Source organism: Kitasatospora sp. NPDC127116, from assembly GCF_042677365.1.
Lineage (GTDB): Bacteria > Actinomycetota > Actinomycetes > Streptomycetales > Streptomycetaceae > Kitasatospora > Kitasatospora lactacystinica.
This window is the reverse complement of record NZ_JBHXTL010000103.1, coordinates 1-25,461: the sequence shown is the minus strand read 5'-3', so window position 1 is coordinate 25,461 and position 25,461 is coordinate 1. Positions and strand designations below refer to the sequence as shown.

General features: G+C 75.1%; 19 protein-coding genes. 13 read left to right on the top strand and 6 right to left on the bottom strand.

What is annotated here, in order from left to right; genetic code table 11:
* Positions 1 to 49: 49 nt before the first annotated feature.
* Positions 50 to 2,662 (top strand): DNA helicase PcrA, encoded by a 2,613-nt coding sequence (gene pcrA, locus ACFVHV_RS31925; RefSeq protein WP_380355698.1) that lies wholly within the window; start codon positions 50 to 52, stop codon positions 2,660 to 2,662.
* Positions 2,663 to 2,668: 6 nt separating this feature from the next.
* Here the strand turns inward: pcrA and ACFVHV_RS31920 are convergent, their stop codons facing one another.
* Positions 2,669 to 3,469 (bottom strand): M23 family metallopeptidase, encoded by an 801-nt coding sequence (locus ACFVHV_RS31920; protein WP_380355696.1) that lies wholly within the window; start codon positions 3,467 to 3,469, stop codon positions 2,669 to 2,671.
* 321 nt (positions 3,470 to 3,790) lie between these two features.
* On the opposite strand from ACFVHV_RS31920, the gene ACFVHV_RS31915 reads away from it, so the two are divergent.
* Positions 3,791 to 4,195, top strand: coding sequence for a cobalamin B12-binding domain-containing protein (locus ACFVHV_RS31915; RefSeq protein ID WP_224285525.1), 405 nt, complete (start codon positions 3,791 to 3,793; stop codon positions 4,193 to 4,195).
* Between the two features lie 114 nt (positions 4,196 to 4,309).
* On the opposite strand, the gene ACFVHV_RS31910 is transcribed toward ACFVHV_RS31915, so the two are convergent.
* Both ACFVHV_RS31910 and ACFVHV_RS31905 read right to left on the bottom strand, forming a co-directional pair.
* Positions 4,310 to 5,890, bottom strand: coding sequence for a DUF5691 domain-containing protein (locus tag ACFVHV_RS31910; RefSeq protein ID WP_359911270.1), 1,581 nt, complete (start codon positions 5,888 to 5,890; stop codon positions 4,310 to 4,312).
* 33 nt (positions 5,891 to 5,923) lie between these two features.
* A complete protein-coding gene (locus ACFVHV_RS31905) occupies positions 5,924 to 7,225 on the bottom strand; it encodes an SWIM zinc finger family protein (RefSeq protein ID WP_359911273.1) in 1,302 nt (433 codons plus the stop codon).
* Between the two features lie 179 nt (positions 7,226 to 7,404).
* On the opposite strand from ACFVHV_RS31905, the gene ACFVHV_RS31900 reads away from it, so the two are divergent.
* From ACFVHV_RS31900 to sucD, 5 genes are all read left to right on the top strand, one after another.
* Complete coding sequence (locus ACFVHV_RS31900) at positions 7,405 to 8,487, top strand: AAA family ATPase (RefSeq protein WP_359911276.1); 1,083 nt, start codon at positions 7,405 to 7,407, stop codon at positions 8,485 to 8,487.
* Entirely contained in the window at positions 8,484 to 10,886 is a 2,403-nt protein-coding gene (locus ACFVHV_RS31895) for a DUF5682 family protein (RefSeq protein ID WP_380355690.1), read from the top strand. Before ACFVHV_RS31900 ends, ACFVHV_RS31895 begins: the two co-directional genes overlap by 4 nt.
* A gap of 69 nt (positions 10,887 to 10,955) precedes the next feature.
* On the top strand, positions 10,956 to 12,137 hold the full coding sequence (locus ACFVHV_RS31890; RefSeq protein WP_359911282.1) for a VWA domain-containing protein: 1,182 nt from the start codon (positions 10,956 to 10,958) through the stop codon (positions 12,135 to 12,137).
* Between the two features lie 303 nt (positions 12,138 to 12,440).
* A complete protein-coding gene (gene sucC / locus ACFVHV_RS31885) occupies positions 12,441 to 13,613 on the top strand; it encodes an ADP-forming succinate--CoA ligase subunit beta (protein WP_359911285.1) in 1,173 nt (390 codons plus the stop codon).
* Between the two features lie 18 nt (positions 13,614 to 13,631).
* On the top strand, positions 13,632 to 14,522 hold the full coding sequence (gene sucD / locus ACFVHV_RS31880) for a succinate--CoA ligase subunit alpha (RefSeq protein WP_359911288.1): 891 nt from the start codon (positions 13,632 to 13,634) through the stop codon (positions 14,520 to 14,522).
* A gap of 62 nt (positions 14,523 to 14,584) precedes the next feature.
* Here the strand turns inward: sucD and ACFVHV_RS31875 are convergent, their stop codons facing one another.
* Positions 14,585 to 16,693 carry a LuxR C-terminal-related transcriptional regulator gene (locus ACFVHV_RS31875; protein ID WP_380355686.1) on the bottom strand — a complete coding sequence of 703 codons (2,109 nt, stop codon included), beginning with the start codon at positions 16,691 to 16,693 and terminating at the stop codon, positions 14,585 to 14,587.
* 132 nt (positions 16,694 to 16,825) lie between these two features.
* Here ACFVHV_RS31875 and ACFVHV_RS31870 point away from each other — a divergent pair, with 132 nt between their 5' ends.
* The gene (locus tag ACFVHV_RS31870; RefSeq protein ID WP_380355684.1) at positions 16,826 to 18,274 is read left to right on the top strand and encodes a DUF6350 family protein; all 1,449 of its coding nucleotides are present in this window, start codon (positions 16,826 to 16,828) and stop codon (positions 18,272 to 18,274) included.
* A 36-nt stretch (positions 18,275 to 18,310) separates the two neighbouring features.
* Here the strand turns inward: ACFVHV_RS31870 and ACFVHV_RS31865 are convergent, their stop codons facing one another.
* Entirely contained in the window at positions 18,311 to 18,991 is a 681-nt protein-coding gene (locus ACFVHV_RS31865) for a hypothetical protein (protein ID WP_359915183.1), read from the bottom strand.
* A gap of 401 nt (positions 18,992 to 19,392) precedes the next feature.
* Here ACFVHV_RS31865 and purN point away from each other — a divergent pair, with 401 nt between their 5' ends.
* Both purN and purH read left to right on the top strand, forming a co-directional pair.
* Positions 19,393 to 20,052, top strand: a complete 660-nt coding sequence (purN, locus tag ACFVHV_RS31860) for a phosphoribosylglycinamide formyltransferase (protein WP_359915185.1) — start codon at positions 19,393 to 19,395, stop codon at positions 20,050 to 20,052.
* Entirely contained in the window at positions 20,049 to 21,623 is a 1,575-nt protein-coding gene (gene purH, locus ACFVHV_RS31855; RefSeq protein ID WP_359915187.1) for a bifunctional phosphoribosylaminoimidazolecarboxamide formyltransferase/IMP cyclohydrolase, read from the top strand. The genes purN and purH overlap by 4 nt, the downstream gene beginning before the upstream one ends.
* 114 nt (positions 21,624 to 21,737) lie before the next feature.
* Here purH and ACFVHV_RS31850 read toward each other — a convergent pair whose 3' ends face one another.
* The gene (locus ACFVHV_RS31850) at positions 21,738 to 22,349 is read right to left on the bottom strand and encodes a hypothetical protein (RefSeq protein WP_359915188.1); all 612 of its coding nucleotides are present in this window, start codon (positions 22,347 to 22,349) and stop codon (positions 21,738 to 21,740) included.
* A gap of 574 nt (positions 22,350 to 22,923) precedes the next feature.
* Here ACFVHV_RS31850 and ACFVHV_RS31845 point away from each other — a divergent pair.
* The 3 genes from ACFVHV_RS31845 (at position 22,924) to ACFVHV_RS31835 (ending at position 25,433) form a co-directional block, all read left to right on the top strand.
* A complete protein-coding gene (locus ACFVHV_RS31845; RefSeq protein WP_359915190.1) occupies positions 22,924 to 23,778 on the top strand; it encodes a bifunctional methylenetetrahydrofolate dehydrogenase/methenyltetrahydrofolate cyclohydrolase in 855 nt (284 codons plus the stop codon).
* Between the two features lie 19 nt (positions 23,779 to 23,797).
* Positions 23,798 to 24,223 carry a DUF3017 domain-containing protein gene (locus ACFVHV_RS31840; RefSeq protein ID WP_359915192.1) on the top strand — a complete coding sequence of 142 codons (426 nt, stop codon included), beginning with the start codon at positions 23,798 to 23,800 and terminating at the stop codon, positions 24,221 to 24,223.
* Between the two features lie 217 nt (positions 24,224 to 24,440).
* A complete protein-coding gene (locus ACFVHV_RS31835; protein ID WP_359915194.1) occupies positions 24,441 to 25,433 on the top strand; it encodes a malate dehydrogenase in 993 nt (330 codons plus the stop codon).
* The last annotated feature ends 28 nt before the right edge of the window (positions 25,434 to 25,461 follow it).

The following is a 25,461-nucleotide window of genomic DNA, read 5'->3' as shown; positions in this document are numbered from 1 at the left end:
GCCCGGGGCGGGCGGGCTTGTCGGTGGGTGGCCATAGACTCGATGTGCCATGAGTAGCCTCTTTGACGACCTTCCGCTCCCCGGTTTCGAGGCACCCGCCGCCGGGTCGAAGCAGCCCGCAGCTCCCCTCGACGAGGAGCCCCCGCCGTACGACGACGACGTTCCGTACGACGCGTACGAGGAGGCCATCCCGGACGGGCTGTTCCGGACCGACCACTCCGCCGAGGCGGAGCGGGACGCCTGGTACCGCAACGGCGCCGCGCGGACGGTGGTGGACCCGGCGCAGCTGCTGGAGGGGATGAACGACCCGCAGCGCGAGGCGGTGCTGCACGCGGGCTCGCCGCTGCTGATCGTGGCCGGCGCCGGCTCGGGCAAGACCCGGGTGCTGACCCACCGGATCGCCCACCTGCTGGGCGCCCGCGGGGTGCAGCCGGGGGAGATCCTGGCGATCACCTTCACCAACAAGGCGGCCGGCGAGATGCGCGAGCGCGTCGAGGCGCTGGTCGGCCCGCGCGCCCGGGCGATGTGGGTCTCCACCTTCCACAGCGCCTGCGTGCGCATCCTGCGCCGCGAGTCCAAGCAGCTGGGCTTCACCTCCAGCTTCTCGATCTACGACTCGGCGGACTCGCAGCGGCTGATGTCGCTGGTCTGCCGGGACCTCGACCTGGACCCGAAGCAGTTCCCGCCGAAGTCCTTCACGGCGAAGGTCAGCAACCTCAAGAACGAGCTGATCGACGAGGAGACCTTCGCCGACCAGGCCGCCAACCCGATGGAGAAGAAGCTCGCCGAGGCGTACGCGCTCTACCAGCGGCGGCTGCGCGAGGCCAACGCGCTGGACTTCGACGACATCATCATGACGACGGTGAACCTGCTGCAGGCCTTCCCCGACGTCGCCGAGCACTACCGGCGCCGGTTCCGGCACATCCTGGTCGACGAGTACCAGGACACCAACCACGCCCAGTACATGCTGGTCAGGGAGCTGAGCGGGGGCTCCGTCGCGGCCGCGCCCAGGCGCACCGCGGACGGCGACCTCGTGAACCCGGCGGCGGGGCGGCTCGCCGAGGTGCCGCCGGCCGAGCTGTGCGTGGTCGGTGACGCGGACCAGTCGATCTACGCCTTCCGCGGCGCGACCATCCGCAACATCCTCCAGTTCGAGGAGGACTACCCGAACGCGACCACGATCCTGCTGGAGCAGAACTACCGCTCCACCCAGACCATCCTGAGCGCCGCCAACGCCGTCATCGAGCGCAACGCCAACCGCCGCGAGAAGAAGCTGTGGACGGCCGGCGAGCACGGCGAGAAGGTCATCGGCTACGTCGCGGACGACGAGCACGGCGAGGCCCAGTTCATCGCCGACGAGATCGACCGGCTCACCGACAAGGGCGAGGCCAAGCCCGGCGACGTCGCGATCTTCTACCGGACCAACGCCCAGTCCCGCGTGTTCGAGGAGGTGTTCATCCGGGTCGGCCTGCCGTACAAGGTGGTCGGCGGGGTGCGCTTCTACGAGCGCAAGGAGGTCCGGGACGTCCTGGCGTACCTGCGGGTGCTCTCCAACCCGGAGGACACCGTGCCGCTGCGCCGGATCCTCAACGTGCCCAAGCGCGGCATCGGCGAGCGGGCCGAGGCGATGATCGACGCGCTGGCCGCGCGGGAGCGGATCTCCTTCGCCCGGGCGCTGGTCCGGGTCGACGAGGCCTACGGGATGGCCGCGCGCTCGGCCAACGCCGTCAAGAAGTTCAACACCCTGATGGCCGGGCTGCGCCAGGTCGTCGAGTCGGGCGCGGGCCCGGCGGCGGTGCTGGAGGCCGTCCTGGAGGAGACCGGCTACCTGGCCGAGCTCCAGGCGTCGACCGATCCGCAGGACGAGACCCGGGTGGAGAACCTCCAGGAGCTCGCCTCCGTCGCCCTGGAGTACGAGCAGGACCCGGGCGAGCGGCCGGAGGGCGACGCCGAGGGCACGCCGCCGGTCGGCTCGCTGGCCGACTTCCTGGAGCGGGTCGCGCTGGTCGCCGACTCCGACCAGATCCCGGACGACGACGAGAACGGGCAGGGCGTCATCACGATGATGACCCTGCACACCGCCAAGGGCCTGGAGTTCCCGGTGGTCTTCCTGACCGGCATGGAGGACGGGATCTTCCCGCACATGCGGGCGCTCAACCAGGTCAAGGAGCTGGAGGAGGAGCGCCGGCTCGCGTACGTCGGGCTCACCCGGGCCCGCGAGCGGCTGTACCTGACCCGCTCGGTGCTGCGCAGCGCCTGGGGGCAGCCGGCCTACAACCCGGCCTCGCGGTTCCTGGAGGAGATCCCGGAGACGCTGGTGGAGTGGAAGCGCACCGGGACGGCGCAGGCGCCGGTCCAGCGCGGCTTCTCCTCCGGCTCGTCCTGGGGCAGGTCCTCGTCCGGGGGCGGCGGTTCGCGGTCCTCGTCGACGGCGGCCGCGCCGAAGGCGGGCTGGGGGCAGTCGGCCCGGCGCGGCGGCCGGACGGCGGAGCGCGAGGCCGTCTCGCTCGCGGTCGGCGACCGGGTCACCCACGACAGCTTCGGGCTGGGCACGGTGATGGCCGTCACGGGCGCCGGCGACCGGGCGCAGGCCACCGTCGACTTCGGTGCCGAGGGCCGCAAGCAGCTGCTGCTGCGCTACGCGCCCGTCGAGAAGCTGTAGGGCGGCTCAGCGCGGGTCCAGCCCGTTCGCGAGGAACCAGGGCAGCGGGTCGATCGGTCCGCTGCCCTGCGGCCGGATCTCGAAGTGCAGGTGCGGGCCGGTGCTGTTGCCGCTGGTGCCGACGAAGGCGATCACGTCGCCCTGCTTCACCGGGCCCTTGCGCACCTTGTACGCCCGCAGGTGGCAGTACCAGGCCTCGGTGCCGTCGGGCATCTTGAGGATCGTCATGTAGCCGTAGAACGGGTTCCACTGGGTGCGCAGGGTGCCGTCGGTCACGGCGTAGACCTCGGAGCCGCCGTCCACCGGGAAGTCGATGCCGGTGTGCCGGTTGGCCCAGTGGGTGCCGGCCTCGCCGAACTGTTCGCCGAGACCGTGCCGGGCGACCGGCATGACGACCTTGGGCCCGACCGGCTCGGGCGCCGGCTCGGCGGTGGGCTGCGCGGTGGGGGCCTCGGTGGGCTGGGCGCCGGCCAGCGGCAGGCGGGCGTCGCCGCGCGAGGCCTGGGTCGGCGCGCCGGCCGCGACCGCCTGGGCCGCCGCCTGAACGGCGGTGGTGTCCGGGGCGTTGTCGACCGCGGTCCGCGGCACCTGTCCGGCGGCCTGGGCGCGCTGCTGGTCGGCCTCCCCCTGCACCGTGATCGCCGCCGCCGCGGCCACCCCGAGCGCGGCCACCGACGGCAGCGCGACCCGCAGCAGCGCCGTCCGGGTGGCCGCCCTGGCGGCGCCGCGGCGCTGGGCACGGGACTGCTCGCGGGCGGCGAGGCGCAGCTCCGCGCGGGTCGGACGGGCGGCTGCATCGGGAGCCATCGGGGCTGCCTCCTCGGTGGGCCTCGGACGTCGTCGGGCGGGGGAAGACAGCCGTGACTGTAGCTCCCTGGCCGACGCCCCGGAAAAACCTCCGGATGTCAAGGGGGCGGCCGGGGGGTCTGTGCGGAGGTTGCGGGGAGGAGGGGTAGGCCCGCCGGTGGCAAGGCCCGGAGCTGTGACTTTGCCCTCCTCTTGGGAGGTGGCACGGTCAACCGTGCCGGGTGGCGCTAACCTCCCCTCAGGTTGGTTATTGACCGTTAACCGCGCCGGCGGCCCACGAGGCCCGGTCGGATGGTGGACGACGACGTCCAGGAGGCAGTCATGAGTGTGTCGGGGCCGATCCGTGTGGTGGTCGCCAAGCCCGGGCTCGACGGTCACGACCGTGGTGCCAAGGTCATCGCGCGCGCCCTGCGCGACGCCGGTATGGAGGTCATCTACACCGGACTGCACCAGACGCCCGAGCAGGTCGTCGACACCGCGATCCAGGAGGACGCGGACGGCATCGGGCTGTCCATCCTGTCCGGCGCCCACATGACGCTGTGCGCGCGGGTCCTGGAGCTGCTGAAGGAGCGCGACGCGGAGGACATCAAGGTCTTCTGCGGGGGGATCATCCCGGACGAGGACATCGCCGAGCTCAAGGCGATGGGTGTCGCGGACATCTTCACCCCGGGCACGCCGACCCGCGACGTGGTCGCCTGGGTCGAGTCGAACCTGCGGGCCGGCTGAACCACCGCGCGTCGAGCGGGCCGCCCCTCCCCGGGGCCGGCCCGCTCCGCCGTTCCGGGGCCCGGAAAGCCCCGGAAAGCCCCGGGCCGGCCCGTCGGCCCCGTCGGCCCCGGCTCAGCCCGCCAGCTCCGCGAGCATCGCCGCCCGGAAGCGCAGGGTGCCGGCCAGCCGGGCGAAGGTCTCGGACCACGCGGAGTCCGGGGCGGCCCCGGCGGCCAGCTCCTCCACCGCGGCGGCCGTCTCCGGGGCGAGCGCGCGCTCCGTCATCCCGAGCACCCCGCTGTGGCTCCACGGGTACGCCCCGGAGGCCGCCGCCCGGGCCAGGGCGGTCACCACGGCGGTGGACAGCGGCGGCGTCCACGGGGTGGCGCAGGCGCCGAGCAGCTGGAAGGCCTCGCCCAGCCCGTGCGCCGTGATGAACGCCGCCGTCCAGACGGCCCGCTCCTCCGGCGGGAGGACAGCCAGCAGCTTGGCCGGGGCGCCGGTGGCGCGCGCCGCGCGGGCCCGCGCACCGCGCCCGGACGGGGCCGGGCCGAGCAGCGCCCGCGCCCAGTCGGCGTCCTGCTGGCGGACGGCGGCCCGCGCCCAGGCCTCCCGCAGGTCGTCGGCCCAGCTGCTGCTGGTCTCGTCGATGCTGTCGCCGACCCGCAGGGCGAGCAGCTGCTCGGGCGTCAGCCCGGTGCTCTCCGGCCAGAGCGACAGCGGCGCGGCGGCCACCACCTCGCCGAACCACCAGGCCCGTTCGCCGCGCCCGGTGGGCGACTTGGGCGCGATCCCGTCGCGCTGCATCTGCGCGTCGCACTCGGCGGGCGGGGTGACCAGCAGATGCGTGCCGGTGCCGGCGAGCCGGACGGCGGCCCGCGCCCGCTCGGCCATCCGGCGGGCCAGGGCCGAGCCGGGCAGGGTGGAGAGCAGTTCGGCGGCGGTGGCCCGGACGTTCTTGCTGCGGTCGCCGAGGGCGGCCTCCAGGAACGGTTCGTCGGCGGGGGAGAGGCCGTCCTGGAGGGCGTCCAGGAAGAGCAGGCGGTCCTCGGCGCGCTCGGTGGACCAGGTGCCGCGCAGCAGTTCCAGGCCGGCCGCCGGATCGCGGCGGCGCAGCAGCGTGAGGTGGGTGACCCGCTCGGCGAACAGGCCCTCGTGCCAGAGCCGGTCGTCCGTCGGCTGCTGCGGCAGGTCGGGGGCGGTGGTGCGCAGCACGAACCGCCAGTCGGGGTTCTGCTCGGCCAGCCAGCGGCCCGGCGGACCGGCCAGGGCCACGGCGTCGGGGCGCAGTTCGCTGCGGGCGCGGGCGGCGTCGAGCAGGCCGGGTATCAGCGCGGCGGGCGGGCGCAGGCCCCGGGCCCGGGCGGTGGTGAGCCACTGCGGCAGCAGCTCGGCCAGGTTGGCCAGGGTGCCGCCGCCGCTGCCGGCCCGCCCCGAGAGCAGGACGGCCAGCCGGCGGGCGGCCGGCTCGGGCAGCTCCGGGCGGGTGTCCTCGGCCGCGGGCGGGCCGGGCGGCCCGGCGGCCGGTACGGGCAGCGCTCCGGCCCGGCGGCGGACGGCGGCCAGCGCGGCCAGCTCCAGCAGGGCGGTGGCCGGATCGCCCCGGTCCACGGCGTCGGCGAGCGGCAGGGCGGTGGCCGGGAGCGGGCGGCGGTCGGTGCCGAGCAGGGCGCTGGTGTGCAGGGTCTCCCACGGGTCCTGGGTGATCGTCATGCCGGGTTCTCCTGGGGAGTGTCTGGGGCGTGTCTAAGCGTTGGTGAGGCCGACCGGGGGTCGGCCGGCGGCCCAGGCCGTGACCGGGGCGAAGCCCTGGTGGCCGTACTCGCCGAAGACCGTCAGCGGGCGGCCGGTGGAGACGGCGGCCAGCCGCCACAGGGCCGTCTCCGGGACGGTCGAGGCGCGGACCGGCACGGTGTGGTGGCCGTCCGTCAGGAACCAGCCGTCCGGGGTGCGGACCGGGACGACGTCGCCGAGCACCGTCGGCCGGCTCTCCAGCCACGGGTCGTCGGCGACGGCGGTGCCGTAGCCGGCCACCGCCTCGGCGACGGTGAGCCCGGCGGGCGGTTCGGCGGGGCCCGGCTCGGGGGCGCCGTAGCGCTCGCCGAGGGTGGCGCGCAGCGGGTGGGCGCCCGGGTGGTAGGCGAGGTCGGCCTCCACCAGGCGGCCGGTGGGCAGGGCGAGGGCGGGGGCCTGGCCGGTGCGGCCGAAGGAGAGCAGCAGCGCCGGGCGGCCGGTCTTGGCGCCGCGCAGCCAGATCCGGCGGGTGATGAGCCGCTCGTCCGAGGTGTCGCGGCTGCCGAGCACCAGCCAGCGGTCGCGGACGGTCGGGCCGGCCAGCACCTCGTTGCTCTCCACGGTGTAGCCGACCCGGGTGCGGACGGTGGCGGCCAGCTCGGCGGGCAGTTCGTCCAGCCGGGTGGCGGCGGTGGCGAGCAGGTGCAGCATCGCGTACTCCTCCAGCAGCCGCTCCTGCGGCAGCGCGTCCAGTTCGCGGACCCGGGCGGCCAGGCCGGGGGCCTGTGCGTCGACCATCCGGGCGGCGACCTCCTCCCAGGGCCCGGCGGTGGACCGGTCGGCGAGGCCGTGCCGGACCCGGTCGGCCAGCCGCAGCCGCAGTTCGGCCGCGCCGGCCGCGACCCGGGCGCCGCGCCGCTCGGCCCGGCGCCGGGCGCCCTCCGGATCGACGACCTGCTCCTTCACGCGCTTCTCGGCGCGCTCCTGGCGGGACGTGAGCCACTCGGCCACCCAGTCGGCGGGTTCCCCGGCCGGGACGGCCTGCGGGGTGCCGCTCCACAGCAGGAGGAGCCCGAGCGCGTGCTTGCACGGGAACTTCCGGCTGGGGCAGCTGCACTGGTAGGCGGGCGTGGCGAGTTCGATCGCGGTGCGGTACGGCGTGCGGCCGCTGCCCTTGCACTCGCCCCACAGCGCGGTGCCGTCGGTGCCGGTGCCGGACCACGGCGCGGGCGCGGACAGCTTGCCCGCGGCCTTCTGCGAGGCGGCGTCAGGTGCCAGGGACAGGACGTGTTCGGTGCTCCAGCGTTCCTCCATGCGACCGACCGTAGGCGGCGGCACTGACATCGGCTGACGGTCCGTCCGGGGCCCCGCCGGGTTGTCAGTGGCTCGGTGCAGGGTTGGTTCCACAGGCCGGGACGCCGACCTGGCTCCCCCCCGATCACCCTTGCGCCCGGGGCACCCGTGTGCCCGGCGGCAGACCCGAAGGAGCCCCCATGACCGACGTTCTGCGGCAGCACGCCGAGGACGCGTTCGCCGGCGAACTGGCCGCGCTGGCCGCACAGGACGACCGTCCGCGTCCCGAGCGCTGGAAGCTCTCGCCGTGGGCCGTGGCGACGTACCTGCTCGGCGGCGAACTGCCCGACGGCACCCGGATCACCCCCAAGTACATCGGCCCGCGCCGGGTCGTCGAGGTCGCCGTGACGACCCTGGCGACGGACCGCGCGCTGCTGCTGCTCGGCGTGCCGGGCACCGCGAAGACGTGGGTGTCCGAGCACCTGGCGGCGGCGATCAGCGGCGACTCCACGATGCTGGTGCAGGGCACCGCCGGCACCCCCGAGGAGGCCGTCCGGTACGGCTGGAACTACGCCCAGCTGCTCACCCGCGGGCCCAGCCGGGACGCCCTGGTGCCCTCGCCGCTGATGCGGGCGATGGCCGAGGGCAGGATCGCCCGGGTCGAGGAGCTCACCCGCATCCCGGCCGACGTGCAGGACAGCCTGATCACCATCCTGTCGGAGAAGACGCTGCCGATACCGGAGTTGGGCTCCGAGACGCAGGCGGTGCGCGGCTTCAACGTGATCGCCACCGCCAACGACCGCGACCGCGGCGTCAACGAGCTGTCCAGCGCGCTGCGCCGCCGCTTCAACACCGTGGTGCTGCCGCTTCCGGGCTCGCTGGACGAGGAGGTCGACATCGTCACCCGCCGGGTCAACCAGCTCGGCCGCTCCCTGGAACTGCCCGAACTGCCCGGCGGCGCCGAGGAGATCAGGCGCGTGGTCACCGTCTTCCGGGAGCTGCGGGCCGGGATCACGGTGGACGGCCGGACGAAGGTCAAGACCCCGAGCGGCACCCTCTCCACCGCCGAGGCGATCTCGGTGGTGACCAACGGACTCGCGCTGGCCGCCCACTTCGGCGACGGCGTGCTGCGCGCCGGGGACGTGACGGCCGGCATCCTCGGCGCCGTCGTCCGCGACCCGGTGGCGGACCGGGCGGTCTGGCGCGAGTACGTCGAAGGGGTGGTGCGCGAGCGCGACGGCTGGAAGGACTTCTACCGCGCCGCCCGTGAGGTGGGGGCATGACGGCGCCCGAGGTCGCCCTGCTGGGCATCCGCCACCACGGCCCCGGCTCGGCCCGGGCGGTTGCCGCCGCGCTGGCGCAGTGGCGGCCGGACGCGGTGCTGATCGAGGGCCCGCCGGAGGCCGACGGCATCGTCCACCTGGCCGCGGAGAAGGACCTGGTCCCGCCGGTCGCGCTGCTCGCCCACGCGGTGGACGACCCGGCGAAGGCCGCCTTCTGGCCGTACGCCGAGTTCTCCCCGGAGTGGGTGGCGATCCGGCACGCCGTGGAGCACGACCTGCCGGTCCGCTTCATCGACCTGCCCGCCGGGCACGGCTTCGCGCCGGCCCCCGAGGAGGACGCGGAGGGGACGGCCGAGGAGGGGAAGGCCGTCGAGGGCACGGCCGCCGAGGAGGAGGACACCGGGCCGGTCGCCGACCCGCTGGCGCTGCTCGCCGAGGCGGCCGGGCACGACGACGCGGAGCGCTGGTGGGAGGACGTGGTCGAGCACCGCGCGCCCGGCGACGACGCGCTGGCGCCGTTCGCCGCCGTCGCCGAGGCGATGGGCGCGCTGCGCGCGGAGGGCCTCGGCGAGTCCCGCCGGGACCTGCTGCGCGAGGCGTACATGCGCCAGCAGATCCGTGCCGCCCGCCGCGCCGGGCACCGCAGGATCGCCGTGGTCTGCGGGGCCTTCCACGTCCCCGCGCTGGAGCGGATGCCCACCGTCGCCCACGACCGGGCGCTGCTCGCCGCACTGCCGAAGAAGGTGCGGACGGACATCACCTGGGTGCCGTGGACGCACCGCCGGCTCTCCCAGGCCACCGGTTACGGCGCGGGTGTGCAGTCGCCCGGCTGGTACCACCACCTGTTCACCACCGACGGTGACCCGGTGCCGCGCTGGCTCACCCGGGCGGCCGACCTGCTGCGCGCCGAGGACCACCCGGTCTCCTCCGCGCACGTGATCGAGGCGGTCCGGCTGGCCGAGACCCTGGCCGTGCTGCGCGGCCGCCCGCTCGCCGGGCTGACCGAGACCCTGGACGCCGTGCGCGCGGTGCTCTGCGAGGGCTCGGACGTCGCCCTGGAGCTGGTCCGGGACCGCCTGGTGGTCGGCGACGCGCTCGGCGAGGTCCCGGACGCCGCACCGGCGGTGCCGCTCCAGCGCGACCTGACCCGGTTGCAGCGCTCGCTGCGGCTCAAGCCCGAGGCCGCGCCGAAGGACGTCGACCTCGACCTGCGCAAGGACACCGACGCGGCCCGCTCCCGGCTGCTGCACCGGCTGCGGCTGCTGGGCGTGGACTGGGGCGTGCCCGCGCGCTCCTCGGTGAACTCGACCGGGACGTTCCGGGAGAGCTGGCGGCTGTGCTGGCAGCCCGAGTTCGCGGTCCGGATCGCCGAGGCCGCCCAGTGGGGCACCACGGTCGAGGAGGCCGCGGCCAACAAGGCCGTCGGCACCGCCCGCGCCGCCGGGGAACTCGCCGAGCTGACCGGCCTGGTGGAGACCTGCCTGCTGGCCGGGCTGTCCGGCGCACTGCCCGCCGTGATGCGGGTGCTCGCCGACTGCGCGGCACTGGACACCGACGTCGCGCACCTCGCGGGCGCGCTGCCCGCACTGGTCCGCGCGCTGCGCTACGGCGACGTGCGCGGCACCGACCACGGCGCGCTCGCCGAGGCGGCCGCGGGCCTGGCCGAGCGGATCTGCGTCGGACTGCCGCCCGGCTGCGTCGGCCTGGACGCGCGGGGCGCGGAGGCGATGCGCGGCCGCCTCGACGAGGTGCACGGCGCGATCGGCCTGCTGGCCGCCGATCCCGCCGACGCCACTGCCGCCGGCAGCACCACTGCCGACACCACCGCCGCCGGCACCTCGCCGGACCCGGACGGCCTGGCCGGCCTGGCCGACCGCTGGGCCGCCGCCCTGCGCTCGCTGGCCCGCCGCGAGCCGGCCGGCAGACCGGCCACCGGCGCCCCCGGGCTGCTGCGCGGCCGGGCCGTGCGGCTGCTGCTGGACGACGGCCGGCTCGACTCCGCGGAGGCCGGCCGACGGCTGCGGCTGGTGCTCTCCGCCGCCAACGCCCCGGCCGACGCGGCCGGTTGGGTCGAGGGCTTCCTGACCGGCGGCGGCGCCCTGCTGCTGCACGACCCGCGGCTGCTCGCCCTGCTGGACGAGTGGCTGACCGGGGTGAGCGGCGAGGCCTTCACCGACGTCCTGCCGCTGCTGCGCCGCACCTTCGCCGGACTGGAGGCGGGCGTGCGCACCACCATCGGCGGCCGGGTCGCGGCCGGCCCGCTCGGTGAGCCGCCGGCCGTCGACGCCGCGGCCGGTGAGCTGGACCGGGCCCGGGCCGACGCCGCCGTCCCGGTGGTGGCCCTGCTGCTCGGGATCCGCCCGAGGATCCCCCGGCAGGCCGCCGGCCGCGACACCTGACACCCGCCGCGGTGGCACCCACCGCACCGAACGCCTGCCCCACCGCAGGACCCGCTGAAGGAGGACGAGATGGCAGCGCCCACGACCGACGAACGGCTGCGCCGCTGGCGGCTGGTGCTCGGCGGCGAGGCCGACGGCACCGGCTGTGCCCTGCGCGGCCGCGACGCCGCGATGGACGGCGCCCTCGCCGCGCTCTACCGCGGCGCCCCCGAGGAGGGCGCCCGGGCCGGGCGCACCGGCCGCCGCGGTGCCGGGCTGGGCGGCTCGGCCCCGCAGGTGGCCCGCTGGCTGGGTGACATCCGCGAGTACTTCCCCTCCACCGTGGTGCAGCTGATGCAGCAGGACGCGATCACCCGGCTCGGCCTGGACCGGCTGCTGCTGGAGCCGGAGATGCTGGAGGCCGTCGAGCCGGACGTGCACCTGGTCGGCACCCTGCTGTCGCTCAAGCACGCGCTGCCCGAGACCACCCGGGAGACCGCCCGGGCGGTGGTCGGCAAGGTGGTCGCCGATCTGGAGCGCCGGCTCGCCGACCGCACCCGGGCCACGCTCGGCGGCGCCCTGGACCGCAGTGCCAGGGTCAACCGTCCCCGCCACCGCGACATCGACTGGGACCGCACCATCCGGGCCAACCTGAAGAACTACCTGCCCGAGCACGGCACCGTCGTCCCCGAGCGGCTGGTCGGCTACGCCCGCGCCCAGCGCGCCGTGAAGAAGGACGTCATCCTCTGCATCGACCAGTCCGGCTCGATGGCGCCCTCGGTGGTCCACTCGGCGGTCTTCGGCGCGGTGCTCGCCTCGATGCGCACCCTGGACACCCGGCTGGTCGTCTTCGACACCTCGGTGGTCGACCTCACCGAACAGCTCACCGACCCGGTCGACGTCCTGTTCGCCACCCAGCTCGGCGGCGGCACCGACATCAACCGCGCCCTGGCCTACTGCCAGTCGAAGATCACCCGGCCCTCCGAGACCGTCGTGGTGCTGATCAGCGACCTGTACGAGGGCGGTATCCGGGACGGCATGCTCAAGCGGGTCGCCGCGATGAAGGCGGCCGGCGTCCAGTTCATCGCCCTGCTCGCGCTCTCCGACGAGGGGGCCCCGGCGTACGACCACGCGCACGCCGCCGCGCTGGCCTCGCTCGGCGCGCCGGCCTTCGCCTGCACCCCGGACGCGTTCCCGGAGATCATGGCGGCGGCGATCGAGAAGCGCCCGATCCCGCAGAACCTGATCAGGGGGGCCGCCCAGGGGGGGTGAGGGATTCACCTGAACGCGCTAATCGGACCGATCGGTGGACCGGCCGCCCACCCCGTCCCTCCTGGGCATTCTGTGACGGTTCTCACCCATGCCTGGCAGGCCCCGGGCGGAACAGTCCCGTCCCGCGGGGATAACCTGCCAGACGGACGTGACGCGCGTGTTGATTGACGTGAGCGCCCGTGGCTGTGTGGGCCGCAAGGCCGTACCTCTGCGTACCCGCACCGCCCCGACGACCCGCAGCGAAGATCCTGCCGTGGCACGCTCGTAGAGACACAATCCGCGACCACGAACAAGGACAAACACGTGGACCTGTTCGAGTACCAGGCGAGGGACCTCTTCGCCAAGCACGGTGTGCCCGTGCTTGACGGCGATGTCATCGAGACCGCCGCAGACGCTGCCGCCATCGCGGAGCGCTTCGGCGGCCGCGCCGTCGTCAAGGCTCAGGTGAAGGTGGGTGGCCGAGGCAAGGCCGGCGGCGTCAAGCTCGCCGCCGACCCGGCGGACGCCGTCGCCAAGGCCGAGCAGATCCTCGGCATGGACATCAAGGGCCACACCGTTCACAAGGTGATGCTGGCCCAGACCGCGGACATCAAGGACGAGTACTACGTCTCGTTCCTGCTGGACCGCACCAACCGCACCTTCCTGGCCATGGCCAGCGTCGAGGGCGGCGTGGAGATCGAGGTCGTCGCCGAGCAGAACCCCGAGGCGCTCGCCAAGATCCCGGTCGACGCCAACGAGGGCTGCACCCCGGAGAAGGCCGCCGAGATCGTCGCCGCGGCGAAGTTCCCGGCCGAGGTCGCCGACCAGGTCGCCGAGGTCCTGCAGAAGCTGTGGACCGTCTTCATCAAGGAGGACGCCCTCCTCGTCGAGGTCAACCCGCTGATCAAGTCCGGCGAGGGCAAGATCATCGCGCTCGACGGCAAGGTCTCCCTGGACGAGAACGCCGAGTTCCGCCAGCCCGAGCACGAGGCCCTGGAGGACAAGGCCGCGGCCAACCCGCTGGAGGCCGCCGCCAAGGCCAAGGGCCTGAACTACGTCAAGCTCGACGGCCAGGTCGGCATCATCGGCAACGGCGCGGGCCTCGTCATGAGCACCCTCGACGTGGTCGCGTACGCCGGTGAGAACCACGGCGGCGTCAAGCCCGCCAACTTCCTCGACATCGGTGGCGGCGCCTCCGCCGAGGTCATGGCGAACGGCCTGGAGATCATCCTGGGCGACCCCGACGTCAAGTCGGTCTTCGTCAACGTCTTCGGCGGCATCACCGCGTGCGACGCGGTCGCCAACGGCATCGTGCAGGCCCTCGCGCTCCTGGAGGGCAAGGGCGAGAACGTCACCAAGCCGCTGGTCGTCCGTCTGGACGGCAACAACGCGGAGCTGGGTCGCAAGATCCTCGACGACGCCAACCACCCGCTGGTCCAGCGCGTGGACACCATGGACGGCGCCGCTGACCGCGCCGCCGAGCTGGCCAACAAGTAAGGAAGGGGACTTAACACCATGGCTATCTTCCTTACCAAGGACAGCAAGGTCATCGTCCAGGGCATGACCGGCGCCGAGGGCATGAAGCACACCCGCCGCATGCTCGCCTCCGGCACCCAGATCGTCGGCGGCGTGAACCCGCGCAAGGCCGGCACCACGGTCGACGTCGACGGCACCGAGATCCCGGTCTTCGGCTCCGTCGCCGAGGCGATGGAGAAGACCGGGGCCGACGTCTCCGTCCTCTTCGTGCCGCCGGCCTTCACCAAGGCCGCCGTCGTCGAGGCCATCGACGCCGAGATCGGCCTGGCCGTCGTCATCACCGAGGGCGTCCCGGTGCACGACACCGCCGCCTTCTGGGCGCACGCCGGTGCCAAGGGCAACAAGACCCGCATCATCGGCCCGAACTGCCCCGGCCTGATCAGCCCCGGACAGTCGAACGCCGGCATCATCCCGGCCGACATCACCAGCTCCGGCAAGATCGGTCTGGTCTCGAAGTCGGGCACCCTGACCTACCAGCTCATGTACGAGCTGCGCGACATCGGCTTCTCCTCGGCCGTGGGCATCGGCGGTGACCCGGTCATCGGGACCACCCACATCGACGCCCTCAAGGCCTTCCAGGAGGACCCGGAGACCGAGATCATCGTCATGATCGGTGAGATCGGTGGCGACGCCGAGGAGCGTGCCGCGGCCTACATCGCCGAGCACGTCACCAAGCCGGTCGTCGGCTACGTCGCGGGCTTCACCGCCCCCGAGGGCAAGACCATGGGCCACGCCGGCGCCATCGTCTCCGGCTCCTCGGGCACCGCCCAGGCCAAGAAGGAGGCCCTCGAGGCCGCCGGTGTCAAGGTCGGCAAGACGCCGTCCGAGACCGCCCGCCTGGCCCGCGAGATCATCGCCGCCCAGGCCTGATCCCGCCCCGCGCGTGACGAGCGCCCCCGCCCTCCCGGGCGGGGGCGCTCGCCGTTCGCGGCTCAGTGCCGCCCCGGCCCCGTGGTGCAGGGCAGCGGCGACCACTGCCGGCAGGCCGCCGGTCCCTGCGGCGGCGGAGCGGCGCCCCGGGCCGCCGGCGGCAGCTCCCAGCGCGCGACCGCCTGGGGCTGCGGATCCACCAGGACGGCCTCCAACCCGGGCGCCGGGCTGCACCAGATGCTGGTGATGCCGTTCGGCGCCCCGTCGGGCAGCAGCGGCACGGCGGGCTCCGCCGCCTGCGCCGCGGTGGCGGCCAGGCAGAGCGTGGGCGCCGGCGGGGTGGTCGGCCGGAACAGCTCCGCGGGGCGCACCCCCGCCAGGGTCGCCAACGTCGCCCCGCCCACCGCGACCGTCAGCAGCGCCGCCGCGCCCGTCCGGCTCGCCGTCCGGAGCCGGTACCGGGCCCGCAGCACCGGCACCGGCGTCCGGTGCGGCTCCGGACAGCCGCGCACCGCCGCCCGGTGGAGCAGCCCGCACAGCCCGTCCGCGAAGCCCGGTGCCGCCGGGTCCGGCCCGACCAGGTCCGGCACCCACGCGGCCAGCGCCGCCCGGGCGGCCCACACCCGCCCCTCGGCCGCCGCCCGGGAGGACTCCACCTCCACCGCGACCGCCGCGGCCGGCAGCCCCAGCCCGTCGTGCAGCACCAGCGCCCGGCGCTGGGGGCGGGACAGCCGCTTGAGCGCCTTCAGCAGCGCCCGGTCCCGGTCGGTCAGCCGGTCGTGGTCCGGCAGCACCGCCTGGGTCTCGTCGGCCGGCCGCACCTTGATCCGCCGGTGCGGCAGCCCCCACGCGTGCGCCCGCCGGGGGCCGCCCCGGTGCCACGGGGACAGCGCCAGCTCGCAGGCGCGCGCCCGTACCCAGCCCTCCGGGTTCCCCGAACCGGCGGCCGTGCCCCAGCACCGCCGGGCCTCGCCGAACGCCCGCCGCACGCAGTGCACCGCCCGGTGCCGGCAGGCGGTCAGCAGGAACACCTGCTGCACCAGCCGGGTGTGCGCGGTCTCGTAGAGCTCGTCGAAGCCCATCGCCGGGGGCTCGGCGTCGAGGTCGTCGTCCGCGCCCGAGGGAGCGGCGGCGGCCAGCGCCGCCCGGCCGGGACTGGCGGCGGCAGGGTTCTGCGGCTCCGGCCGTGCCGTCCGCGCCCGGTCGGGTTCGGCGGCCGGTGGCCGTCCGGCGTCCGGTTCGGGTGCGGCCGGGGCGTGGTGCGGCGTGTCGCCGTGGTCGGCGGCCGGGCCGGCGGGGGCCTCCTCCGACCCGCCTCCACCGGCCGCGTCCGCGGTCGGAGCGCTCGCCTGCCCGGCCGGCCCGGCGGCGGAGGCACCGGGAGTGCCGGGCGTGCCGCCGGGCCGGTCGGGGTCCCCGGGGGCCGTCGGCGGGTGGCCGGTGTCGGTCGGCTGACGCCGCCCGTCGTCCGCCGCCGCGGCCGGAGGTGCCTGGAGGGCGGCGGCTCCTGGCCGGCCCCCGGGCGTGCGTGGCTCCTGCGCGCGCCCGGGGGCGGCGCTCCTCCCGTCGGCCGTCGGACCGTCGGCGGCCTGCCGGGGCTGCCCGGCCGGGGCCGCCCGCCGGGTGCCGCCCGAGGGTCCCGGGGCGGGTCTCCCGGCTCGGGTGCGGCTCCGCTTTCCGGTCGCCTCCCCGTCCGTTGCCGCGTCGGCCCGCGGGCGGTCTGCTCCCGCCACGGAACCGGGGGCGGCCGGGGCGGAGGAGCCCGGGTCCGGCCGTAGGAGGACCGGTTCGGCCGGTGGGAGCCCGGCATCCGGGGCCGGGCCCGGGTCGGCCGGGTCGGCCGGGTCGAGGCCGGCGAAGTTCGCCGGGTGTCCGGTCGGGCCGGGGTCCTGGGGGCGCGGCGGCTTGCCGGCCAGCAGGGCGAGTGCCTCCGCCGCGGTGCGGGTGCCGAGCTTGCGCATCGCGCGCTGGAGGTAGCTGCGGGCGGTGGTGGGGGTGACCCCGAGGGTGGCGGCGGTGCGGGGGAGGTCGTGGCCGGCGGCGAGGTGGGCCAGGGTCTGGGCCTCACGGGGGGTCAGCTTCCGCAGCAGGCGGCCCGGGTCGGTCTCGGCGCGGGCGGGCCTGCGGTGGCGCTCCGGAGTGGGGGAGTCGGCGGTGGGTGGCGTGGCCATCAGACGCTCCGGGCCGGGGCGCCGGCGGCTTGGGGGCAAGGTCTGAAAATGCGCATAAGCCAATAATCTGGGACACGGCGGCGGTTTGGCGCTTCACGGAGCATGGCGAGTCGCCTTGGCACCATGTGGCCCATGACGCAGCTGATGGGCCGTCCGATCCTGGAGTCGCCCGGTGAATTGGGCGGACGCCCCGCGCTGGCCGACCTGTTGGCGGGTGTACGGACGGCGTTGGTCGGCCTGGCGGTGGTCGGGGCGCCGGTGCTCGGGCTCTGGGTGGCGACGCCGTACGCGGACGACGGCGCGGCCGTTGTCACCCGGTTGGCGGGGGCGCTCTGGCTGCTGGGGCACGGAGCGCCGCTGCTGCGCGGGCCGGCGGACGCCCCGCTGACGGTCACTCCGCTGCTGCTCGGCGCGCTGGCCGTGGTCCGGCTCTACCGCGCGGCCGCCGGGGTGGCCGCGCGGCGGGGGCCGCGCCCGCGCTGGGGCGGTCCGGTGGCGGTGTGGGCGGGGTACTGCGCGGTGGCCTTCGCGGTGGCGCTGCACTGCGCGGCCACCGGGCCGTTCCGCAGCCGGGTGCTGCTGGACGTGCTGGTGGTGGCGCTGGTGGCGGGCCTGGCGACGGCCGCGGGGGCCCGCTCGGTGGCCGTCCTGGACGTGCCGGTCGACTCCCCGCTGGACCGCCTCCCGCTGCCGTACCGCCCGGTCGACGGTGCGCCGGTGGTACGGGCCGCGGCGCTGGCGGCCGGGGCCGGGCTGGTCGCGGCGGGCGGTCTGCTGGTGGTGTTCTCGGCGGTGCTGGACGCGGTGGCGGGCGGTGGGCGCGGGATGGCGCTGCTCGGCGGCGGGCCCGTCGCACTGGTGGGGCTGGTGCTGCTCGCGCTGGCGCTGCTGCCGAACGCGGTGCTGTGGGGTGCGGCGTACGCGCTGGGGCCGGGCTTCGCGCTCGGCACCGGGACGGTGGTGTCGCCGACCGGTGCGGTGCTGGGCCCGGTGCCCGAGTTCCCGCTGTTCGCCCTGCTGCCGGCGGACGGGCCGGGCGGCTGGCGGCTCGCGGCGTCGGTCCTGCCGCTGCTGGCCGGGGTGGTGCCGGCGGTGCTGCTGGGCCGTGCGGCGGCGGGCCGGCGGCTGCCGGTCTCCGGGGCGGGGGCCGGGGAGCGGCCCGAGCCCTGGACGCCGGCCGCGACGGCGGTGGCCGCGCTGGCGGCGGCGCTGTGGGTCGGGGCCGGGGCGGCGGTGCTGGGCCGGCTCTCCGGCGGGGCGCTGGCGGGGGAGCGGCTGGCGTGGGTGGGGCCGCTGCCGTGGACGGGTCCGGCGGCGGCGGGCTGGATCGCGCTGGTCGCCGTCCCGGGCGCGTTGCTGGTCCGGTACCGGATGCTGGGCCCGGCGGACGGCGTGGGCGTGTACGCCCGGCTTGCGCGCCAGGCCCGCCGGGGTGCGCTGGGGCTGCGCGCCCGTACGTACGCCCTCGTGCTGCGGCTTTCGGAGCCGGGTGCCGGGCCCGCCGCCGGCGGACCGGGCCCCGACGGGCGGGACCCGGACGACCGCGCGGGCCTCGACGACCGACCGGGCCTCGACGACTGACCGGGGCCGGGGGACCGGGCGGACCCGGAGGTCCGGCTACTCGGTGTTCCCGGTGAAGTCCACGTACCACTGCGGCGCGTACCGGTCGCAGTTCTGGGCGCCGACGCTGGTCAGCGAGTCCTGGACGCAGGTGACGTAGTCGCGGTAGTGGTACCCGAGGCCGATCACCGAGGTCGCGACCACGATGGTCATCGCACCGGTCAGGATGCCGGCGAGCGCCGCCGGGGTGAGCGGGTTCGGGGCGGGGGCCGCGGGGAGCGGCCCGGCCGGCCCGGCGACGGTGGCGGACGGGGCGGGCCGCCGGGTCCGCAGCGCGCCGACGCCCCAGACGATGCCGAGCGCCCCGATCAGCAGGGCGATCCAGTGGAACCCCGCGAACAGGCAGACCAGGGCGAACGGCCCGGCCAGTGCCGCGTTGCGGGCCTTGCGGTGGGCCGGATCGGCGAGGTCGAGCCGGGGCGGCTGCGGGGACGGCGGTCGCTGGCCGGTGCGGCCGTCGCCGGGGCCCCACTGCGGCGGCAGCTGCGGACGCTCGCCGCCCCTGCCGTCGGAGCCGCCCTGCCCGGTGGGGCCGCCCTGCCCGGTGGGGCCCGCTTGGCCGTCGGAGCCGTGACCTCCGCCGGCCCAGGGGCTGCGCGGCTGCCACGGCTGGTCCGGGGCATCCGCCGGCGGCGGCGCGAAGGGGTTGCGCTCGCCGGTGTCGTCGCCGCTGCTCATGGGTTCAGCCATTCCTTCTCGGTCGGGGCTCGTTCGGAGGTTCTCGCGTCGGAGCGGTCTCCCGCGCCCCCAATGATCCCGCAGTCGTCCGTCGGGCCACCGGCGGCCCGGTGCCGCGGGGCGGGCGGGGACGCCGGGGCCGGTGCGGCCCGGGGCAACTCCGGTGCGGTGGGCCGGAGGAGATCCCCGTCTCAACTACGCGCGTAGCGCCGCCGGGAGGGTGCGGAGGCCCTCCGACCAGCCGTTATCGTGGTGACGGTCAGCAGCCCACAGAGGTTCCCCGGGGCCCGCGTCGCGGCGGATTTCCCTGGAGTTCCCCCTCGCTCGACCTGCCGTTCGTAGTGGCCCCACCACCGGTGGACGTACCAGCGGACGGCGCCCGACCTACGGAGAGACGCGCAGTGGCCGCCGCCCCCGCCCAGCACTTCCCGCCCCGTACGCCCGGACCGGCCCGCCTGGTGGTGCTGGTCTCCGGCTCCGGCACCAACCTGCAGGCGCTGATCGACGCCGTCGCCGACCCGGCCTACGGCGCCGAGATCCTCGCCGTCGGCGCGGACCGGGACGGGATCGCGGGCCTGGAGCGCGCCGGGAAGGCGGGCCTGCCGACCTTCGTCCACCGGGTGAAGGACCACCCGGACCGGGCCGCCTGGGACCGCGCGCTGACCGCCTCCGTCGCCGAGTACCAGCCGGACCTGGTGGTCACGGCCGGTTTCATGAAGATCCTCGGCCCCGAGTTCATCGCCGCCTTCGCCGGGCGGACCGTCAACACCCACCCCGCGCTGCTGCCCTCCTTCCCCGGCGCCCACGGCGTCACCGACGCGCTCGCGTACGGCGTGAAGGTCACCGGCTGCACCGTCCACCTGGTCGACTCCGGCGTGGACACCGGGCCGATCATCGCGCAGGGCGTCGTCGAGGTCGTCGACGCCGACCACGCCGATGGCGGCGAAGCGCTGCACGAGCGCATCAAGACTGTCGAGCGCCAGTTGCTCGTCGACGTCGTGGGCCGGCTGGCCCGCGAAGGTCACCGCATCGAGGACCGAAAGGTATGGATTCCGGCATGAGTGCCAGCTCCACCACGCCCGTTTCGGAGAACGTCCGTCCGATCCGTCGCGCGCTGATCAGCGTGTACGACAAGACCGGTCTGGAGGAGCTGGCCCAGGGCCTGCACGCCGCCGGGGTCGCCATCGTCTCCACCGGCTCCACCGCCGGCCGGATCGCCGCCGCCGGTGTCCCGGTGACCGAGGTCTCCGAGCTGACCGGCTTCCCGGAGTGCCTGGACGGGCGCGTGAAGACGCTGCACCCCCGGGTGCACGCCGGCGTGCTGGCCGACCTGCGGCTGGAGTCGCACCGCGCCCAGCTGGCCGAGCTCGGCGTCGAGCCCTTCGACCTGGTCGTCGTGAACCTCTACCCGTTCAAGGCCACCGTCGCCTCCGGCGCCACCCCGGACGAGTGCGTCGAGCAGATCGACATCGGCGGCCCGAGCATGGTCCGCGCCGCCGCCAAGAACCACCCCTCGGTGGCCGTGGTGGTCGACCCGGCCCGCTACGGCGACGTGCTGAAGGCGGCGCAGGAGGGCGGCTTCGACCTGGCCACCCGCAAGCGCCTGGCCGGTGCCGCGTTCGCCCACACCGCCGCCTACGACGTGGCCGTCGCCTCCTGGTTCGAGGACGGCTACGCCCCCAGCGACGAGCACTTCCCCGAGTTCCTCGGCTCGACCTGGGAGCGGCAGAACGTGCTGCGCTACGGCGAGAACCCGCACCAGGGCGCCGCGCTCTACAGCGACGGCACGGGAGGCCTGGCCGGCGCGCAGCAGCTGCACGGCAAGGAGATGTCGTACAACAACTACGTCGACACCGACGCCGCCCGCCGCGCCGCCTACGACCACGCCGAGCCGGCCGTCGCGATCATCAAGCACGCCAACCCGTGCGGCATCGGGACCGGCGCCGACGTCGCCGAGGCGCACCGCAAGGCGCACGAGTGCGACCCGGTCTCCGCGTACGGCGGCGTGATCGCCGTCAACCGCCCGGTCACCGTCGCGCTGGCCGAGCAGATCGCCCCGATCTTCACCGAGGTCGTGGTGGCCCCCGGCTACGAGGAGGGCGCCCTGGAGGTGCTCACCCGCAAGAAGAACCTGCGGGTGCTGCTCGCCCCCGAGGCCCCGGCCAACCGCCAGGAGGTGCGCCCGATCTCCGGCGGCGTGCTGCTCCAGGACGCCGACCGGGTGCACGCCGAGGGCGACGACCCGGCGAACTGGACCCTCGCCAGCGGTGAGGCGCTGACCGCCGACGAGCTGGCCGAGCTGGCCTTCGCCTGGCGGGCCTGCCGGGCCGTCAAGTCCAACGCGATCCTGCTGGCCAAGGACGGCGCCTCGGTCGGCGTCGGCATGGGCCAGGTCAACCGGGTGGACTCCTGCAAGCTCGCGGTCGAGCGGGCCGGCGAGCGCGCCAAGGGCGCCTACGCGGCCTCGGACGCCTTCTTCCCGTTCGCGGACGGCCCGGCGATCCTGATCGCGGCCGGTGTCAGGGCGATCGTCCAGCCCGGCGGCTCGATCCGGGACGAGGAGGTCGTCGCGGCGGCCGCCGAGGCCGGCGTGACCATGTACTTCACCGGCGCGCGGCACTTCTTCCACTGATCCCGCCGATTCCACCGGTCCCGCCGACGGCGTGACGGTGTGACGGCACGACAGAGCGGCCCGGCCCCCTCCGAGGAGGGAGCCGGGCCGCTCTGCGTCGTTCGTGCGGGCCGGTCAGTAACGCGGCCGGTTGAACCAGTTGACGCCGTCCTGGACGCACATGGCGGTGATCCAGATGATGCTGATCGCCAGCCAGAGCAGGGCCATCACCAGGCCGACCGCGGTGCCGCCGGAGATGGCGCCGAGCAGGATCAGCAGGCCGACCAGGGCGCCCAGCGAGCCGTACACGATGGTGGTGACTCGGACGGCGTTGCCGCCCTTGCCGAACTTCACACCGAGCGTGATGGAGAGCGCGGCGAACAGCCCGAACAGCACACCGACGACGAGCAGGACACCGGCGGCGGCGTCGCCCAGCGCGGTGAACGGGTTGTCGTCGCTGGTGGTCCGGCTGGCGGCGTTGGTGACGTCCTTGGCCGCCGCCCCGATGATCACGTAGGAGATCGCGGCGAGCGTCTGGACGCCGCCGACGATGAACAGCAGCACCCGGGCGGTGGTCATCAGGCCCGGCATGGACGGCGGGACCATCGGCGCATATCCGTAGGCCGGGGCCTGCTGCGGGTAGCCGTAGCCCGGGGCGGCCTGCGGCGGGGCCTGCTGCGGGTAGCCGTAGCCCGGGGCGGCCGGCGGCTGGCCGTACGGGTTGTTCGGGTCGGGCGGGTACGTCATGGATGCCTCCGGGCAGTTACGGGGACGCGGGGACGGGACGCCGACGGTCCCGGTCGGTGAGTCGGGTCACCGGCCGAGGGGGACGTCGGCGGAGCGGGGAACGGCCCGGCGGCGGTGACGGGCGCCGCGGCTCGCAGCGTGGTGAGCGTCAGGGGTGCGAGGCGGCCGACGGGTACGGCGCGGGCGGAACGGTGCCCCCGCGGTCGGACTGCTCGTTCTGCTGTGGTCGGCTCACTGGCTCTTTCCCCCGGGTACGCCCCGCCGCGGGGTCCGTCGGCCCGTCACCGGGCCGGTATCGCGGCGGGAATGCGCGCTTATCGTCATCCGGACGGCGGCGCCCTGTCCAGCCGGTTCCGTGTGCCGCGTCAAGACTGTGGCGCAACCGCAACGTGCGTCGGACCTTCGTACCCGTCCGTTCACCCGTTCGTCCACCCCGGAGGCGTGCCCGGGACCGGGCCGGAGCCGCGCCCCGGACAGCGCCCGGGACCGGGCCCGCAAGCGCGCCCGCGAGCGCGGCGGCAGCGGTCGGACGCCCTCGGTACGGAGACCCCCGGCGATCCGGGAGAATGGGGTCATGACTGCCCAGATTCTCGATGGCAAGGCCACCGCCGCCGCGATCAAGTCCGAACTCGCCGCCCGCGTGGCGGTCCTCAAGGCGAAGGGCGTCACGCCCGGCCTCGGCACCGTCCTGGTCGGCGACGACCCGGGCAGCCGCTGGTACGTGAACGGCAAGCACAAGGACTGCGCCGAGGTCGGCATCGCCTCGATCCAGCGCGAGCTGCCCGCCACCGCCACCCAGGAGGACGTCGAGAACGTCGTCCGCGAGCTCAACGCCGACCCGTCCTGCACCGGCTACATCGTTCAGCTGCCGCTGCCCAAGGGCCTGGACCAGAACCCGGTCCTGGAGCTGATGGACCCGGACAAGGACGCCGACGGCCTGCACCCGACCTCGCTCGGCCGGCTCGCCCTGGGCATCGAGGGCCCGCTGCCGTGCACCCCGCTCGGCATCGTCGAGCTGCTGCGCCGCCACGACGTCGAGATCAACGGCGCCGAGGTGGTCGTGGTCGGCCGCGGCATCACCGTCGGCCGCTCGATCGGCCTGCTGCTGACCCGCCGCAGCGAGAACGCCACCGTCACCCTGTGCCACACCGGCACCCGGGACCTCGGCGCCCACCTGCGCAAGGCCGACATCATCGTGGCCGCCGCCGGCGTGCCGCACCTGGTCAAGCCGGAGGACGTCAAGCCGGGCGCGGCGGTGCTGGACGTGGGCGTCAGCCGCAGCGAGGGCAAGATCGTCGGCGACGTGCACCCGGGGGTGGCCGAGGTGGCCGGCTGGATCTCCCCGAACCCCGGCGGCGTGGGCCCGATGACCCGCGCGATGCTGCTCAACAACATCGTCGAGGCGGCCGAGCGCCGCGCCGGCATCTGACACCCCAGGGACGGCGAGCATGACTGAACCGCGACCGGCACGGTCCCGCCGCAGGCCGGTCAGGACGACCGGCACCCTGCCGCCCGAGGGCGCCTCCGCGGCCCTCGGACGCGAGCACGCGCTGCCGGTGCGGCAGTGGCCGATCACGCTGGTCCTGCTGGTCGTCGGCGCCGGCCTCGCGGTCACCTGGTTCGCCGACTTCAAGGACGGGTTCAAGTACGGGCTGCTGATCCTCGGCTGCGGCGTGCTGCTCGGCGCGGTGCTGCGGCTGGTGCTGCCCGAGGTCGGGATGCTGGCGGTGCGCAGCCGCTTCACCGACGTGATCGTGCTGAGCTTCCTGGGCATCTCGATCGTGCTGCTGACCCTGGTGGCGCAGCCGAACCCGTGGCTGCAGATCCCGCTGCTCGACAACATCGGCCAGCTGATGGGCCGGCCCAGGCACTGATCCGCGGGGCCTGCGACGGCCCCCGCCCGGTCCCGTGGAAATCCAGGGCCCGGGCGGGGGCCGCCTTGCTTCTGTGACGCATCAGCCACGCCGGGACACCGGGCATACGCTTCCCTTTGCGATAACCTGACGCCGGTCTCTCGACGTCGAGAGAGATCATCCTGGCTCCAGTGCCGGTGTGCCTGGGGCGCCTGGCGATTTGCTGGAGAAGGTAGAAATGACCCGCACCCCCGTCAACGTCACCATCACCGGAGCAGCCGGCCAGATCGGCTACGCGCTGCTCTTCCGCATCGCCTCGGGCCACCTGCTCGGTGCCGACGTGCCGGTGAACCTGCGCCTCCTGGAGATCCCGCAGGGCCTCAAGGCCGCCGAGGGCACCGCCATGGAGCTCGTCGACTGCGCCTTCCCGCTGCTGCGCGACATCACGATCACGGACCAGCCGAACGTGGCCTTCGACGGCGCCAACGTCGCGCTGCTGGTCGGCGCCCGTCCGCGCACCGCGGGCATGGAGCGCGGCGACCTGCTGTCGGCCAACGGCGGCATCTTCGGCCCGCAGGGCAAGGCCATCAACGACAACGCCGCGGACGACATCAAGGTCCTGGTCGTCGGCAACCCGGCCAACACCAACGCCCTGATCGCCCAGCGCAACGCCCCGGACGTCCCGGCCGAGCGCTTCACCGCGATGACCCGTCTGGACCACAACCGCGCCGTCGGCCAGCTGTCCTCCAAGACCGGCGCCCTGGTCTCCGACATCAAGCGCGTCACCATCTGGGGCAACCACTCCGCGACCCAGTACCCGGACATCTTCCAGGCCGAGATCGCCGGCAAGCCGGCCTTCGAGGCCGTCGGCAGCGACCTGGCCTGGCTGGAGGGCGACTTCATCCCGACCGTCGCCAAGCGCGGTGCCGCCATCATCGACGCCCGCGGCGCCTCCTCGGCCGCCTCGGCCGCCAACGCCGCCATCGACCACGTCCACACCTGGGTCAACGGCACCGCCGAGGGCGACTGGACCTCCATGGGTGTCGTCTCCGACGGCTCCTACGGCGTTCCGGAGGGCCTGATCTCCTCCTTCCCCGTCACCACCAAGGACGGCAAGTTCGAGATCGTCCAGGGCCTGGAGATCTCCGACTTCTCGCGCGCCCGCATCGACGCCTCGGTCAAGGAGCTGACCGAGGAGCGCGACGCGGTCCAGGAGCTGGGCCTCATCTGAGCCCGCCCCGCACGGTTCCGCCGGCGGG

Coding starts and splice junctions, on each gene's coding strand:
- ACFVHV_RS31870 (WP_380355684.1), top strand. CDS start 16,826: ATGACGCAGCTGATGGGCCGTCCGATCCTGGAGTCGCCCGGTGAATTG.
- purH (WP_359915187.1), top strand. CDS start 20,049: ATGAGTGCCAGCTCCACCACGCCCGTTTCGGAGAACGTCCGTCCGATC.
- pcrA (WP_380355698.1), top strand. CDS start 50: ATGAGTAGCCTCTTTGACGACCTTCCGCTCCCCGGTTTCGAGGCACCC.
- ACFVHV_RS31840 (WP_359915192.1), top strand. CDS start 23,798: ATGACTGAACCGCGACCGGCACGGTCCCGCCGCAGGCCGGTCAGGACG.
- ACFVHV_RS31900 (WP_359911276.1), top strand. CDS start 7,405: ATGACCGACGTTCTGCGGCAGCACGCCGAGGACGCGTTCGCCGGCGAA.
- ACFVHV_RS31865 (WP_359915183.1), bottom strand. CDS start 18,991: ATGAGCAGCGGCGACGACACCGGCGAGCGCAACCCCTTCGCGCCGCCG.
- ACFVHV_RS31890 (WP_359911282.1), top strand. CDS start 10,956: ATGGCAGCGCCCACGACCGACGAACGGCTGCGCCGCTGGCGGCTGGTG.
- ACFVHV_RS31895 (WP_380355690.1), top strand. CDS start 8,484: ATGACGGCGCCCGAGGTCGCCCTGCTGGGCATCCGCCACCACGGCCCC.
- ACFVHV_RS31875 (WP_380355686.1), bottom strand. CDS start 16,693: ATGGCCACGCCACCCACCGCCGACTCCCCCACTCCGGAGCGCCACCGC.
- ACFVHV_RS31920 (WP_380355696.1), bottom strand. CDS start 3,469: ATGGCTCCCGATGCAGCCGCCCGTCCGACCCGCGCGGAGCTGCGCCTC.
- sucD (WP_359911288.1), top strand. CDS start 13,632: ATGGCTATCTTCCTTACCAAGGACAGCAAGGTCATCGTCCAGGGCATG.
- ACFVHV_RS31845 (WP_359915190.1), top strand. CDS start 22,924: ATGACTGCCCAGATTCTCGATGGCAAGGCCACCGCCGCCGCGATCAAG.
- ACFVHV_RS31910 (WP_359911270.1), bottom strand. CDS start 5,890: ATGACGATCACCCAGGACCCGTGGGAGACCCTGCACACCAGCGCCCTG.
- ACFVHV_RS31850 (WP_359915188.1), bottom strand. CDS start 22,349: ATGACGTACCCGCCCGACCCGAACAACCCGTACGGCCAGCCGCCGGCC.
- ACFVHV_RS31915 (WP_224285525.1), top strand. CDS start 3,791: ATGAGTGTGTCGGGGCCGATCCGTGTGGTGGTCGCCAAGCCCGGGCTC.
- ACFVHV_RS31905 (WP_359911273.1), bottom strand. CDS start 7,225: ATGGAGGAACGCTGGAGCACCGAACACGTCCTGTCCCTGGCACCTGAC.
- ACFVHV_RS31835 (WP_359915194.1), top strand. CDS start 24,441: ATGACCCGCACCCCCGTCAACGTCACCATCACCGGAGCAGCCGGCCAG.